This window comes from Streptomyces sp. NPDC055400 (assembly GCF_053644375.1).
In genome coordinates, this window is record NZ_JBSHLM010000001.1 from 1 (window position 1) to 13,269 (window position 13,269).

Here is a 13,269-nt window from a genome sequence, read left to right on the forward strand (position 1 = left end):
AGCGGCTTCGCTCGTGCTCCGACCCGCTCACCGGGACGACAGCCATAGTTAGCGATGCCCGAGAGGGGGCGCAAGGATGTGACGTACTACCCCACTACGGAGAAATGTCCGAAATGACCGAGTGGGGGGCTCCCTGCGGGCCACCACGCGACCCCCTCCCCTACTAGCACCCCTAGTATGTGACCTGGCTCCTATGGGCCGCCTCACAGACCCGGCCCCCACCGCGTTACCCACGTCACGCCTCCAGCCCGGCCCGAAGGCCAAGATGATGCCCTCGGAAGGTGACTCTCCTGCTTGCGGGTTCCAGAGCGACACTCCGGTGATCTGCTGGCCGTCCTCAGTCCGGTACGCGTAGGCGCGGCGCAGACCCTGCGGGTAGGGAGAGCGGCGCCAGGGCCTCTCCACCTCCTCCCAGGCGCCTGGCTGAAGGCGGCGCGTCGCTACCCGGACAAGGCCTCCAATACAGGTCCGGTTTGCCAGCCACTCTCAGGCCACCGCAGGTCTGAAGCATCGCTTCCGCCTGCGTGGGCGATCGCGGCGCGCAGGCGGAAGATCCCTGGCGCGGTTCCTGGTCCGCGCGGGCCTGGGGTCGTCAGTTCTGTGAGCGATCACGAAATGAGTGGTCGCTCACAGGCTTCCGGTCGTGGGGTGCCAGACGGACCATGGAAGGGAGCCCGGACTGCGGTCGGGTGCGCCGTCCGTCTCCTGTCGGGGGTGATGGCGATGAAGGGTTTGATCCGGATCGGGAGTGTGCGGGGAGTGGCGGTGCGGGCGCACTGGAGCGTGCCGTTGATCATGCTGCTCTTCGCGTACGGTCTGGCCGGCCGGACCCTGCCTGCGTACGCGCCGGGCTGGGCGCCGGTGGTGTACGCGGTCGCCGGAGTGGTCGGTGCTCTGCTGTTGCTGGCGAGTCTGGTCGTGCATGAGGCGGCGCATGCGCTGACGGCCCGCCGAGCCGGGATACCGGTGCGGGACGTGACGCTGTGGGCGCTCGGTGGAATGACCCGGATGGACCGGCCGACGACGGCGCGGGCGGCGTTCGCAGTCGCCGTCAGCGGTCCGTTGGCCAGCCTGATGCTCGGCGGGGCCACCATCGCAGGCGCGGTGGGGGTACATGCGGTGCTGGGCTGGCGGTTGCCGGTTGCCATGCTGGGCTGGCTGGGTGGCATGAACGTGCTGCTGGGCGTCTTCAACCTGTTGCCGGCCACCCCGCTGGACGGGGGCCGGGTGCTCCAGGCCGTGTTGTGGTGGCGTACGCGGGACCGGGAGCGGGCCCAGCTGGCGGCGGGGCGCAGCGGACAGGTCATCGGCGTAATACTGGCCGTGCTGGGCTGGTTGGCGTTCGCGCGGGGGGCGGCGGGCGGACTGTGGCTGATGGTCATCGGCGTGTTCGTGGCGTTCACCGCCGCGGCCGAACGGCGGTGGGCCCAGTTGTCCATGGCCGTGCGCGGCCTGCGGGTGACTCAGGCGATGACCAGCCCGGTGGTCACCGGTCCCGAGTGGCTGACCGTGGACCGCTTCCTTGCCGATGTGGCGGCTCAGACGCGACATTCGGTGTTGGCGCTGGTGGACTTCGAGGGCCGCCCCAGCGGGGTCGTGCAGCTACGCAAGCTGGCTGCGGTGCCGTCCGGGCGGCAGCAGGCGTTGCGGGTAGGGGACCTGGCGACCCCGCTGTCCAAGTGCACGCTCGCCGCATCGGACGAGTTGCTGACCGCCGTGCTGGAGCGCCTCGGCTCCGGCGCCGGACTGCCCATCCTCGTCATGGACGGCGGCCGCCTCGGCGGTATCGTCACCGCGCACGACATTCGACGGCTCTACCAGCGGAATCCGGCGGGGCAGGGCGGAGCGGCACCTCCCGGCGGCGGTGGCGGCAGCCGCCCTGGCATCGATCCGTAGCCGTCACGCCCCCGGAGAAGCCGGTCGCGGCGCGATGCGGTCGTGTCATTGCGTCCCTGTTGTGGACCGATGCGCCCACGGGCGTGATCTGCTGGGTCCACGCCCGACGGGACCCGATGGCGCCGCACACCGTGCTCAACCACGCCCCCGCCGCCCTCGCCCACTGCCCGCAGCTCGAGGCATTCGTCGGCGCTCCGCCAGGTCCCCTGGGTCCGGGCTGCCTGCTTCGCACCCACCGCGACGCCTGACGGCGGCCAGTAGAACGAACTGATGACTGACTGCTGACAGGGGCCCTGCTAGTACGTGGCACAAGGGCGGTGAGGGGGCAGGACAACAGTGGGTGCGGCGACGTTCAGGCAGTCGGTATGCCGGTCAGGTCTCGATCACGGCATCGCAGTCGGGGCAGACCACCGATGCGTATTCCGCGGGGTACCAGGGCGCTCCAGGGTGCTCGGAGGGCTTCCGGCTCGTCTCCATCGCGAAGGTGTCCCTGCCGCACAGGGTCCTCGGTCCCGTCGGGATGGGTGCCCCTGGGGTGGCGGGCGCTGCGTGCACCTTGCGGATGTGCCGGTCCTCACCGCTCGGTGTATCCGGGGAGGAGTGCGTGGCCACCGGCTGGTCGAGCTCGTAGACGACGACGATCTCGCTCATACCTACACGGTAGGCGGTCGCGAGGCCGAACCGCGAGCAGCCTCGGGCCGGGTGACTGCGATCGACAGGCTCGGGGCTCGTGCTTGGGCCGCCCTCGGCGGCTGTCCGGGTCCGTCGGCCGGTTCGAGCCTGGCGACCTCGAACTCCCCCCGGATCTCGTCGGCCGGCCACAACGCGCCCAGGAACGCGGCGCAGGGCCTGATTCCCCAGGCTTCAGTCCGGCACCTACTGCAATCGTCATTGACGTGTCGTCTTGATCTTGCAGTTGGGGTCGTCGCCGCGGGCGCTTGAAGGGTTGTCAGGAGGGCCGGTGGGGAGCCGTGGAAAGTGTGGCGGGTCAGCGGCAGGGCCGCCGTCTCGGCGTCACCGACACCGACGCCGACGCCGGTGGGGTAGGTGTTGGTGTCGAGGTACGCGCCGACCTCGCCCAGGTGGCACGCTTCCTCGGACGCGACCGGGCCAGCCGGTTCAGCAAGTCATTCGCCACGGTCCTCGCCGGCGAGGACATCAAGGTCGTGAAGATCCCTCCGCGGTGCCCTCAAGCGTATGCGTATGCGGACAGGTTCGTGCGCACCGTCCGCTCCGAGGTCACCGACCGGATGCTCCTCTTCAGCCAGCGCCGCCTACACACCGTGCTGAACGAGTACGCCCAGCACTACAACGGACGAAGACCGCACCGCGGACGCCAACTCAACCGCCCGGGCCCGACCACCCCATCGCCGGCCTCTCTCACGAGCGGATCAAGCGCCGGACGATCCTCGGAGGCCTCATCAACGAGTACGAAGGAGCGGCGGAGAGATGCAGGTCATCGCCAGCGGTCGAGTTCTGGAACCCACAGGGCTCGTAGCACCGTCCGTCGCAGGGGACGTTGGCGCGGGGCCGGCGAGGCGTCATCCATTCGGCCCCGTACTGATTGCCGTAGGACGGAGTTCGCGGTGGGCTGTCAATGCGCCTGGCGATAGTCGCGGGCGCCAAGAGGGCGGAGCGCCCGCTGCCGAAAGGGCAGGGCCAGCCCTCGTCGACCCACACGAGATTTGGAGATCCCCATGCCCTACCGCAAGGGACAGCACGTGGAGTACAGGGACCATCAGGACGAGCTTCAGCGGGGCGAGATCCGCAGCGCCGAGGGCAGCGGGTCACAGGCGCGCTATGCCGTCCAGAACGAGGCGACCCTGCGCGAAGACAAGGTCAGCGAGAACCAGATCGAGCGGGAGCTGTAGAAACACACCGCCGACGCAGCCCGCCGTTGCACCGAACCAAAGCGCAACGGCGGGCTCCTGGATTCCTGCGACAGCGGCGGTAGCCGGCATTCCGGGCGGCAGACATGGACGGGGCCAGGTAATCGATGTCACTGAATTCCGCCGCCAGTGTTGTCAGCTGTGGTGAACCCGAAACGCGCCCCAGCTCCATCGTGTTGCCGGTCGCGGTCGCCACACCGGCTCATCTCAGACAGCTACCTGCCTCGGGTGCAAGCTGGGGTCGCGCAGATCTTCCGTTGCCCGCGCGGTGAGGGCCGGCGACGGGGACACGGTCTGCAGGGGAACCGTCGACCCTTCCGGATGGTCCAGTGCGCTCGTCCCGCTATGCGTGGCACACCCCGCCGCCAGTGCGAGCGCGGCAAGTGTGGATCCGATGACGGTCCGGGTACGACGGGCGTGTGCGGAAAAGCTGAACCCCCATGCACTGCACATGTGGAAGACGGGCGGCTGTGAGCTGCCATCATGCATCCGAAAACCAGGCGAAATCGGTCACGACCCGAAGGAGCAGGGTGGGCATCACCATGATGAGCGAGCCCGTTCCGCAGCACCCCGGGCCACCGGGCCCCGAGGACCTGGTCCACGAACGCGAGGGCCTCCTCGTGCGGCGTCGTCATGCCCATCGCGTTCTCCGTCATCATGACCGGTCGGCAACGGCTGTCAGCAGCAAGGTGTGGGTCTTCGTGGTCAGTCCGCCGCGGGACCAGCTGGGGGCATGGTTGTCCGGTTCACCGGACGGGGCCATCTTTTGCGGGCTCCGGCCGCGTGCCGGTCGGCGCGCACGATCGTGGAGTCGTACCAGGACTGCCCAGTCGAGGTCCTCGTTCGGTGTCGGCCTGAGCGACCAACACAGTGAGGACCCGCGCTCCCACGTGCCGTCAACGTTCACATCCGCAGCCGGTTGCAGACGCCTCGCCAGTTGTCGTACGGCTCCGGCAGGTGGACCCATTGCGTCCCGGTCCGGAACTTGACGCGATCGCGTCGATCGCCTCTCGGTGATCTCGGTATCGGCCACCCAGTTCGGCCCCCGGTCCGGGAGTATCGGCGCGATCCGCGCCCACTGCGCGTCAGTCAACAACATAACCCGGACCAACAATCGGGTGATCTGAACGCAAACGTCTAGGCGGGGTCGCCGATGGCCTCACGCAGGCGGGCGTTGGCCATGCGCATGTGCTCCGCCATCGCGCGGTCCGCCGCCTCGGGGTCGCGGTCCCGGATCGCCTGGAGAACGCCGTCGTGCTCGCACAGGGTGCCGCTGACCGTGCCCTCAATGTCGCTGACCCGCTGCATCCATACCTCGAGCAGGGCGCGGATGCTGTGCAGGATGTCGCTCAGGACCGTGTTGCGCGCGATGGTCGCGCACTCGAGGTGGAAGGCGATGTCGGCGTCGATGAACGCCTTGACGTCGCCGCCCGCCTCCTGCATGTGCCGTAGGTGCTCCTCCAGGCGGGCCACGTCCTCGTCGGTGGCGCGCTCCGCGGCGAGCCGTGCCGAGACGCCCTCCATGTAGGTGCGGACCTCGACCAGGTCCTGCGTGCGGCGCTGGCCCAGCATCAGGCCCCAGTTGATCGCGCGCGGGAGGAATTCCGAGGTGCCCTCGCGTACGTACGATCCCGAACCGGGCCGGATCTCGATGATGCCGAGCACGTCGAGCGCGGACAGTGCGCCCCGGACGCTGGAACGCGCCACCCCGAGGGCCTCGGCGAGCTGACGCTCGGCGGGCAGCCGCGTCCCGGGCTTGATGTTGCCCGCGGAGAGGTGGTCGAGCAGGCGCTTGGCGACCTCGCTCACCGAAGACTCGCGCACGACGGGGCGCAGGAGTTGGGCGAGGTCGGGCGGGGAGCCGGCGGTGTTGGAGGGCTGACTGGTCACGGTCACCAGTAGACCAGATGGATCGGTCACGCCTGTCCGTCGGTGGCACGCGCCACCCCTTCCCGCCTGCTTTGTCAAGGGTGCAAGGGCGGGGAGGAAGTGCGATGCTCGCCACATTGGTAAATTGGTGACCAATTTCAGCATGGGGCATACCGTGAATCGCAGATCGGCCCGACGGGGGTGGACAGCGAGCTGCTGCACCCCTCGCGCCGAGAGTGACCCAAGTCCGGACAGAGCTGTCCGGCGAGCCGAGGAGTCGCCATGCTTGCCAGCACCGCGCCGCCCGTTACGGAGACGAGATCAGTCGTCGAAGCGTCGGCGATCAGGAAGATCTCGATCCGTCTCGTCCCCTTCGTGGCCCTGATGTTCTTCGTGAACTATCTGGACCGGACGGCGGTGTCGTTCGCCGAACCCAATGGCATGGGCCAGGACCTGGCCCTGACCGCCGCCCAGTTCGGCTTCGCTTCAGGGATCTTCTTCCTCGGCTACATCGTGCTCGAGGTCCCCAGCAATATGGCCCTGCACCGCTTCGGTGCCCGCCGCTGGCTGGCCCGGATCATGGTCAGCTGGGGCATCGTCTCGCTGCTCTTCACCTGGGTGGACAGCAGCGGCCAGCTCTACACGCTGCGCTTCCTGCTGGGTGTCGCGGAGGCCGGGTTCTTCCCCGGCGCGATCCTCTTCCTGAGCCAGTGGGTGCCCAGCCGCCACCGCACCAAGATCTTGGGTCTCTTCTATCTCGCCCAGCCGCTGACCACGGTGTTCGGCGCCCCGCTCGCGGGCTGGCTGATCGGCCACCACGGCCTCTTCGGCCTCGAGGGCTGGCGCGTGATGTTCCTGTTCGTGTCGATCCCGGCGATCCTGCTGGGCGTCGTCGCCTGGTTCTATCTGATCGACCGCCCGGCCGACGCGAAATGGCTGACGACCGACGAGCGGGACTGGCTGACCAAGGAGCTGGCCGCCGAGAACGCTGAGAAGTCCGGCCATGAGGGCCAGCATGCCAAGGGCGACCTGAAGGCTGCCTTCACCAACGGCCGCGTCTGGATCCTCGCCGTCGTCTACTTCGGTTTCGTCTACGGCCTGTACGCGCTCGCGTTCTTCCTGCCGACGATCATCAACGGCTTCCAGGAGCAGTACGACACCACGTTCAGCGTGATGGACAAGGCCTGGATCACCGCGATCCCGTATCTGCCGGCCGCCATCGTCCTCTTCTTCTGGACCCGGCACGCCACGCGCCACGGCACCCGGACCTGGCACGTCGCGGGGCCCGCGGTGGTCGGCGGCCTCTCGATCCCTCTGGCCCTCTACATGGGCTCACCCGCGGCCACCGTCGCCGTCATCACGGTCACCGCCTGCGCCATCTTCGCGGCACTCCCGGTGTTCTGGGCGGTGCCCTCGCGCTTCCTGACCGGGGCGGCCGCCGCGGCGGGTATCGCACTGATCAACACGGCGGGCAACGTCGCCGGGTTCGCGTCCAGCTACATCACCGGCTGGCTCAAGGACTGGACCGGCAGCTACTACCTGCCGCTCTACCTCGTCGGCATCTTCATGCTGCTGTCCGCCGCCCTGATGATCTGGCTCGCCTCCCGCACCTCCTCGTCCCCGTCCGCTCCTTCAGCACCCGCGGAGAGCCAGCGATGACCCGCCTGTACAACGATCCCGCCGCCTTCGCCGACGAAGCGCTCGAAGGGTTCGCCGCCGCCCATCACCGCTGGGTGCGGCCGGTGCACGGAGGCGTGGTGCGGGCCACCGCGAAGACTGCGGGGCAGGTGGCCGTCGTCATCGGCGGCGGCTCGGGCCACTACCCGGCCTTCTCCGGCCTGGTCGGCCAGGGCCTCGCGCACGGTGCGGCCGTCGGCAATGTCTTCGCCTCGCCGTCCGCCCAGCAGATACACACCGTTGCCCGGACAGCGCACGCCGGCGGCGGAGTCCTTCTCCTGTACGGAAACTACGCGGGCGACGTTCTTCACTTCGGGCAGGCCGCGGAGCGACTGAACGCCGAGGGCATAGCCACTCGTACCTTCGCCGTCACCGACGACCTGTCCAGCGCCGCGCCCGACGAGGCCCACCGGCGCCGCGGCATCGCGGGTGACCTGCCCGTCTTCAAGGCCGCGGCGGCCGCTGCCGAACAGGGCCTGCCGCTCGACGAGGTGGCCCGCGTCGCCGCGTACGCCAACGCCCGCACCCGCTCCTTCGGCATCGCCTTCTCCGGCTGCACGCTGCCCGGCGCCGACCACCCGCTGTTCACGGTCCCCGAGGACCGGATGGCCGTCGGCCTCGGTATCCACGGCGAACCCGGCATCGGCGAAGCGGCCGTGCCCACCGCCGACGAGGCCGCCGAACTCCTCGTCTCCACCCTCCTGAAGGAACTCCCGGACGGTGTCACCGGGCCGCACGGGCAGCGCGCCGCCGTCATCCTCAACGGGCTCGGCTCGGTCAAGTACGAGGAACTCTTCGTCGTCTACCGGCGCGTGGCCCAGCTCCTCGCAGACACGGGCGTGCACATCGTCGACCCCGAGGTCGGCGAACTCGTCACCAGCTTCGACATGGCGGGCATCTCCCTCACCCTGACCTGGCTCGACGACACCCTCGAAGCACTGTGGACCGCGCCCGCCGACGCCCCCGCCTACCGCAAGGGAAGCGTGCCCGAGGCGGCCGCCGCCCAAGAGGAGGCTCCGTCCGAGACCGGGGGCGGCCCGGAGCCGTACGTGGCGAGCGACGAGTCGCGGAGTGCCGCCGCCACCGCGCTCGAAGCGCTCGGCCGCATCAAGGAGACCGTCGACGCGCACGCCGACGAGCTGGGCCGCATCGACGCCGTCGCGGGTGACGGCGACCACGGCATCGGCATGCAGCGGGGATCCGCCGCGGCCTTCGAAGCCGCCCTGCGTGCCCAGGAGTTGGGTGCGGGCGCCCAGTCGCTGTTGACCGCCGCCGGTGACGCCTGGGCCGACCGCGCGGGCGGCACCTCCGGAGCTCTGTGGGGCATCATCCTGCGCGCGATCGCCGACGCGCTCGGCGATACCGAACGGCCGTCGCCGGCGGCCGTCGCCCACGGAGTCCGGCAGGCGTCCGACGGCGTCCGTAGGGCCGGCGGCGCCGAGGTCGGCGACAAAACCATGGTCGACGTCCTCGTCCCGTTCGCCGAGACACTCGGTCAACAGGTAGATGCAACCGTCGAGTTGACCGCCGCCTGGGCCACGGCCGCGGACATCGCCGAGCAGGCCGCCCGCGACACTGCCCGGCTCGTCCCGCGCATGGGCCGCGCCCGGCCGCACGCCGAGAAGTCCCTCGGCACCCCCGACGCGGGTGCCCACTCCCTCGCGCTCATCGTCCGCGCCGTCCACGGCGCGCTGACCACCTGCCAGTAACTCCCTTTAAGGAAAAGCAACATGAGCGAGAAGCTGCGGATCGTCGTCGGCTGCGACGACGCCGGATACCAGTACAAGGAGGCCCTCAAGACTGACTTCCAGGCGAGCGATCTGGTCGCCTCCGTCACCGACGTGGGTGTGGACGCCGACGGGCACACCGCCTACCCGGAGATCGCCATCGCCGCCGCCGAGATGGTGGCGCGCGGTGACGCCGACCGGGCGCTGCTCGTGTGCGGTACCGGGCTGGGTGTGGCCATCGCGGCGAACAAGGTCAAGGGGATCCGGGCGGTCACCGCCCACGACTCCTTCTCCGTCGAGCGCGCGATCCTCTCGAACAACGCACAGGTGCTGACCTTCGGGCAGCGAGTAGTCGGTCTGGAGCTGGCCCGCAGGCTGGCGACCGAGTGGCTGACCTACCGCTTCGACGACTCCTCGCCGTCCGCCGCGAAGGTGCAGCTGATGAGCGACTACGAGGCCGCGTAATGAATTCCCCCGTCCTGCTCGGGGTGAGCCTGAAGATGTACCTCGGCCACCACGAGACCCTCAACTGGTCCCGTAAAATAGTCCAGTTGGCCGACCGGCACCCCGCCGTCACCAGCGGCGCCGCCCGCCTGTTCGTGCTCCCCGCCTTCCCGGCGATCGTGCCCGTGGCCGGGATCCTCGCGCGCAGCGGCGTCGACATCGGCGCGCAGGACATCGCCACGGAGGACGTCGGCGCCTACACCGGCGAGGTCTCCGGGCCGTACCTGAAGGAGATCGGCTGCCGCTATGCCGAGGTCGGCCACGCCGAACGCCGCCGCCTCTACGGAGAGGGAGACACCGTCGTCGCCGCGAAGACCGCGGCCGCCCTGCGCAACGGACTCACCCCGGTCCTGTGCGTCGGCGAACTCGACCCGGTCGATCCGGAAGAGGCCGCTCGCCGTACCGTCGCTGAGGCCGCGCGATTGCTGTACGGCATGGGGGGCAAGGTGGTCCTCGCCTACGAACCCCAGTGGGCCATCGGCGCGCCGGAGCCCGCCTCGCCCGAGCACATCAACACCGTATGCACGGCACTGGGAGAATGGCTGAAAGCCCGTCCCCAGCAGGCCGGTTCGACCGTCATCTACGGTGGCAGCGCGGGACCCGGACTCCTCACCCGCCTCGGCGACTCCGCCGGGGGTCTCTTCCTCGGCCGCTTCGCGCACGACCCCGCAGCCGTCGGACGCATCCTCGACGAAGTCGAGGCGATGAACTCCACATCGGCGGTGGCCTGATGGCGTACGGCATCAGTACCTACGCGTACTTCTGGCGGATCTCCCGGCGTGCCCCGAAGCCGCTGTCCCTCCTCGACATGCTGGCCGACACCAAGGAGCTGGGCGGCGAGGTCTTCCAGATCTGCGATTACCCACCCATCGAGACGTACGACGCCGTCCGCCTCGCCGAGGTCCGAGACGCGGCACGTGACCTGGGCCTGCGCCTGGAACTCGGCACCAGGGGTGTGCGTCCCGACCACCTCGCCAAGTACGTGGACATGGCGGCGCATCTCGACGTCACGCTGGTCCGGTCGATGATGAACACCGTCGACCACCAGCCGACCGTCGACGAGGCCATCTCCCTGCTCCGGCAGGCATTGCCCGCCTACGCGGACGCCGGAGTGACTCTCGGCCTGGAAACGTACGAGCAGGTCTCCACCGACGACCTCCTCGCCGTCGTCCAGGGCGTCGACAACGAGCGCCTCGGTGTCGTTCTCGATCCCGGCAACAGCGTCGCCCGCCTGGAGCGCCCGACCGACGTCGTCGAGGCGACCGCCCCGCACGTGGTGAACATCCACGTCAAGGACTTCGCCTTCAACCGTCGCGACGGCTGGGTCGGCTTCACCTACGCCGGATGCCCGCTGGGCACCGGCCTCCTCGACTACGACGCCATGATCGCCGCAGTCCGGCCGCATGAGCGCGGCATCAACCAGATCGTGGAGCACTGGCTCCCGTGGCACGACGAGGGCTTCGCCGCCACCGCCGAACTGGAACGCCGGTGGACGCAACACAGCATCACCACTCTTCTGAACAACACCCTCCTGAGGAGCAAATGACCATGGCCACTGACAACAAGACCGTCGCCGTCATCGGAGCCGGCGGCAAGATGGGCCAGCGCGTCTCCAACAACCTGGTGGAGAGCGACTTCCGGGTGCTCTTCAGCGAGGCTTCCGAGAAGGGGCAGGAGCTGATCCGCTCCCTCGGCCGCGACCTCACCGACTCCGATGCAGCCGCCAAGGAAGCCGACGTCGTCATCCTGGCTGTGCCGGACGTCGTCCTCGGCACCGTCTCCGAGCAGCTGGTGCCCCTGATGAAGCCGGGCACCGTCGTCCTCACCCTCGACCCGGCCGCCGCATACGCGGGCCTGCTGTTCGCCCGTGACGACGTGCACTACGCCTGCGCGCACCCCTGCCACCCGTCCGTCTTCCTGGAGCGCACCACCAAGGAGGAGTGGGCAGACACCTTCGGCGGGATCGCGGCGCCGCAGGAGGTCGTGGCCGCGTACGAGGGTGGCGACGCCGAGAAGCAGGCGCTCGCCGACGCCGTCATCCGCGTCATGTACGCCCCCGTCGTCGACGTCCACTGGGTGACGATCAAGCAGCTTGCCGTCCTGGAGCCGACCCTCGTCGAGACCATCGCCTGCATGGTCGGCGCGCTGCTCACCGAGGCGCTGCACGAGACGGTGCACACCGTCGGCGTCCCTGAGAAGGCTGCCCGCGCGATGCTGCTCGGGCACACCCAGGTCGCCCTTGCGAACACGCTCAAGGGCTCGAACCCGTTCTCCGACGCCTGCCTCATCGCCATGGACTACGGCCGCGAGTCGATCGTCCGTGACGACTGGAAGAAGGTCTTCGACGACGCGGAGCTCGACAAGGTCATCACCCGCATGCTCAAGATCAAGGAGATCAAGCGCTGACGGCAGAGGGAACTGCCCCTTCTGCACTGCGCCGGCTCTGGCTGGTTCGTCGCCCCGGCCGGGCAAAAGGTTCGCCCGGCCCGACCGAAGAAAAGGCGTTGGACAGAACTCCTCGGCGTCGATGCGGTGGGAGCGTTCAACCCGCCTGGTCAAGCGCGGAGTTCGGGGCTTGACGTAGGTGTGGGCGATGCCCTTGTCGAGGACGTGCCAGTGGCATGCGGGCTGGAACTCGGCGCCGTTGTCGGTCTGGACGACCTCGACCTGGAACGGCAGGCGCTGGATGACGTAGTCGAGGAACTCGGTCGCGGGCGGCCCCCCGGACTCGGTTGACCATGGCGGGCGGTGTCGGCTCTCGGAGCCAGGAACTTCCCCGCCGAGCATCACTCCGCAACGTCGACAACCCCCAGGTCCGGAGGTGTGCACACCGTCCCGTACAGTCGGGGTGCTGCGACTCCTCGGAAGGAAGGCACCTTGAGCGACGACGCGCCGAGCGGCGTCCTGGCCAAGGCCCTCACCGTGCTGCAGGCCTTCACCGTCGAGGACACCACCCTGGGCTTCGCCGAGCTGCAGCGGCGTACCGACTTCGCCAAAAGCACGCTGCACCGGGTCCTCGGTGATCTGGTGGCCGCCCGACTCCTCGACCGCGTCCAGGGGCGCTACCGGCTGTCCGGGCTCGTCTTCGAGCTGGGCATGCGCGCATCCGTCGAGCGCGGGCTGCTCGAAGTGGCCACGCCCTTCCTGGAGGACCTCTTCGTGCGCACCCACGAACTCGTCCATCTGGGCACACGCGAGGGCACCGAGGTCGTCTACGTCGCCAAAATGGGCGGCCACCAGCAGGCCGACTCGCCCTCACGGCTCGGCGGGCGCATGCCGCTGCACGCGACGGCGATCGGCAAGGTGCTGCTGGCGCACGCTCCGGCCGAGGTGCGCGAGGCCGCGCTGCGCGGGCCGCTTGAGCGCAAGGCGCCGCGGACCATCACCAACGCTGACGTCCTGACACGGCAGTTGTCCGAGACGATCACCAAGGGCGTGGCCTTCGAGTACGAGGAGTCGGCGGTCGGCATCGTCTGTGTCGCGGCCGGGATCTTCGGCCCGTCGGACGAGATCATGGCGGCGGTCAGCGTCACGGGTCCGGTGCACCGGTTTCAGCCCGCCCGGCACGCCACCAGCGTGCGCGCGGCTGCGGCGGGCATCTCGGCGACGCTCGGCCGCCGCGCGGAGCTGCGCAGCCATTGAACCGGGCCTAGTTCCGTGAGGCGGAACCAAATGCTGGGCGTGCGACGACCGGCCTGTCCATGCTG

Annotated in this window: 12 protein-coding genes and 1 pseudogene; 10 read left to right on the plus strand and 3 right to left on the minus strand. The window is 69.3% G+C overall.

Annotated elements, in window-relative coordinates; all coding sequences use genetic code 11:
* The first annotated feature begins 723 nt into the window (after positions 1 to 723).
* Complete coding sequence (locus ACWIGU_RS00005; protein WP_454395766.1) at positions 724 to 1,896, plus strand: site-2 protease family protein; 1,173 nt, start codon at positions 724 to 726, stop codon at positions 1,894 to 1,896.
* 372 nt (positions 1,897 to 2,268) lie between these two features.
* Here ACWIGU_RS00005 and ACWIGU_RS00010 read toward each other — a convergent pair whose 3' ends face one another.
* Positions 2,269 to 2,547: a hypothetical protein gene (locus ACWIGU_RS00010; protein ID WP_454395768.1), complete on the minus strand. Its 279-nt coding sequence runs from the start codon at positions 2,545 to 2,547 to the stop codon at positions 2,269 to 2,271.
* A gap of 515 nt (positions 2,548 to 3,062) precedes the next feature.
* Between ACWIGU_RS00010 and ACWIGU_RS00015 the strand changes: the two genes are divergently transcribed.
* On the plus strand, positions 3,063 to 3,509 hold the full coding sequence (locus tag ACWIGU_RS00015; RefSeq protein ID WP_454397204.1) for an integrase core domain-containing protein: 447 nt from the start codon (positions 3,063 to 3,065) through the stop codon (positions 3,507 to 3,509).
* Positions 3,510 to 3,593: 84 nt separating this feature from the next.
* The gene (locus ACWIGU_RS00020) at positions 3,594 to 3,767 is read left to right on the plus strand and encodes a hypothetical protein (protein ID WP_454395770.1); all 174 of its coding nucleotides are present in this window, start codon (positions 3,594 to 3,596) and stop codon (positions 3,765 to 3,767) included.
* 1,155 nt (positions 3,768 to 4,922) lie between these two features.
* On the opposite strand, the gene ACWIGU_RS00025 is transcribed toward ACWIGU_RS00020, so the two are convergent.
* Positions 4,923 to 5,681 carry a FadR/GntR family transcriptional regulator gene (locus ACWIGU_RS00025; RefSeq protein ID WP_454395772.1) on the minus strand — a complete coding sequence of 253 codons (759 nt, stop codon included), beginning with the start codon at positions 5,679 to 5,681 and terminating at the stop codon, positions 4,923 to 4,925.
* A gap of 255 nt (positions 5,682 to 5,936) precedes the next feature.
* On the opposite strand from ACWIGU_RS00025, the gene ACWIGU_RS00030 reads away from it, so the two are divergent.
* The 6 genes from ACWIGU_RS00030 to ACWIGU_RS00055 are packed head-to-tail and all read left to right on the plus strand — an operon-like array spanning position 5,937 to position 11,968.
* Positions 5,937 to 7,313: an MFS transporter gene (locus tag ACWIGU_RS00030; RefSeq protein WP_454395774.1), complete on the plus strand. Its 1,377-nt coding sequence runs from the start codon at positions 5,937 to 5,939 to the stop codon at positions 7,311 to 7,313.
* Positions 7,310 to 9,040: a dihydroxyacetone kinase family protein gene (locus tag ACWIGU_RS00035; RefSeq protein ID WP_454395776.1), complete on the plus strand. Its 1,731-nt coding sequence runs from the start codon at positions 7,310 to 7,312 to the stop codon at positions 9,038 to 9,040. Before ACWIGU_RS00030 ends, ACWIGU_RS00035 begins: the two co-directional genes overlap by 4 nt.
* 21 nt (positions 9,041 to 9,061) lie before the next feature.
* Positions 9,062 to 9,523 carry a ribose-5-phosphate isomerase gene (locus ACWIGU_RS00040; protein ID WP_454395778.1) on the plus strand — a complete coding sequence of 154 codons (462 nt, stop codon included), beginning with the start codon at positions 9,062 to 9,064 and terminating at the stop codon, positions 9,521 to 9,523.
* The gene (locus ACWIGU_RS00045; RefSeq protein WP_454395780.1) at positions 9,523 to 10,293 is read left to right on the plus strand and encodes a triose-phosphate isomerase; all 771 of its coding nucleotides are present in this window, start codon (positions 9,523 to 9,525) and stop codon (positions 10,291 to 10,293) included. The genes ACWIGU_RS00040 and ACWIGU_RS00045 overlap by 1 nt, the downstream gene beginning before the upstream one ends.
* On the plus strand, positions 10,293 to 11,108 hold the full coding sequence (locus ACWIGU_RS00050) for a sugar phosphate isomerase/epimerase family protein (protein WP_454395782.1): 816 nt from the start codon (positions 10,293 to 10,295) through the stop codon (positions 11,106 to 11,108). The genes ACWIGU_RS00045 and ACWIGU_RS00050 overlap by 1 nt, the downstream gene beginning before the upstream one ends.
* Positions 11,109 to 11,110: 2 nt before the next feature.
* A complete protein-coding gene (locus ACWIGU_RS00055; RefSeq protein ID WP_454395784.1) occupies positions 11,111 to 11,968 on the plus strand; it encodes a phosphogluconate dehydrogenase C-terminal domain-containing protein in 858 nt (285 codons plus the stop codon).
* A gap of 105 nt (positions 11,969 to 12,073) precedes the next feature.
* Here the strand turns inward: ACWIGU_RS00055 and ACWIGU_RS00060 are convergent.
* A pseudogene (locus ACWIGU_RS00060) lies at positions 12,074 to 12,274 on the minus strand (IS481 family transposase); the annotation flags it as partial.
* 165 nt (positions 12,275 to 12,439) lie between these two features.
* Between ACWIGU_RS00060 and ACWIGU_RS00065 the strand changes: the two are divergent.
* Positions 12,440 to 13,204, plus strand: coding sequence for an IclR family transcriptional regulator (locus ACWIGU_RS00065; RefSeq protein ID WP_454395786.1), 765 nt, complete (start codon positions 12,440 to 12,442; stop codon positions 13,202 to 13,204).
* The last annotated feature ends 65 nt before the right edge of the window (positions 13,205 to 13,269 follow it).

What these genes read in the sequence shown, in the direction of transcription:
- ACWIGU_RS00005 (WP_454395766.1), top strand. Translation starts at nt 724, where the DNA reads ATGAAGGGTTTGATCCGGATCGGGAGTGTGCGGGGAGTGGCGGTGCGG.
- ACWIGU_RS00010 (WP_454395768.1), bottom strand. Translation starts at nt 2,547, where the DNA reads ATGAGCGAGATCGTCGTCGTCTACGAGCTCGACCAGCCGGTGGCCACG.
- ACWIGU_RS00020 (WP_454395770.1), top strand. Translation starts at nt 3,594, where the DNA reads ATGCCCTACCGCAAGGGACAGCACGTGGAGTACAGGGACCATCAGGAC.
- ACWIGU_RS00030 (WP_454395774.1), top strand. Translation starts at nt 5,937, where the DNA reads ATGCTTGCCAGCACCGCGCCGCCCGTTACGGAGACGAGATCAGTCGTC.
- ACWIGU_RS00035 (WP_454395776.1), top strand. Translation starts at nt 7,310, where the DNA reads ATGACCCGCCTGTACAACGATCCCGCCGCCTTCGCCGACGAAGCGCTC.
- ACWIGU_RS00040 (WP_454395778.1), top strand. Translation starts at nt 9,062, where the DNA reads ATGAGCGAGAAGCTGCGGATCGTCGTCGGCTGCGACGACGCCGGATAC.
- ACWIGU_RS00045 (WP_454395780.1), top strand. Translation starts at nt 9,523, where the DNA reads ATGAATTCCCCCGTCCTGCTCGGGGTGAGCCTGAAGATGTACCTCGGC.
- ACWIGU_RS00050 (WP_454395782.1), top strand. Translation starts at nt 10,293, where the DNA reads ATGGCGTACGGCATCAGTACCTACGCGTACTTCTGGCGGATCTCCCGG.
- ACWIGU_RS00055 (WP_454395784.1), top strand. Translation starts at nt 11,111, where the DNA reads ATGGCCACTGACAACAAGACCGTCGCCGTCATCGGAGCCGGCGGCAAG.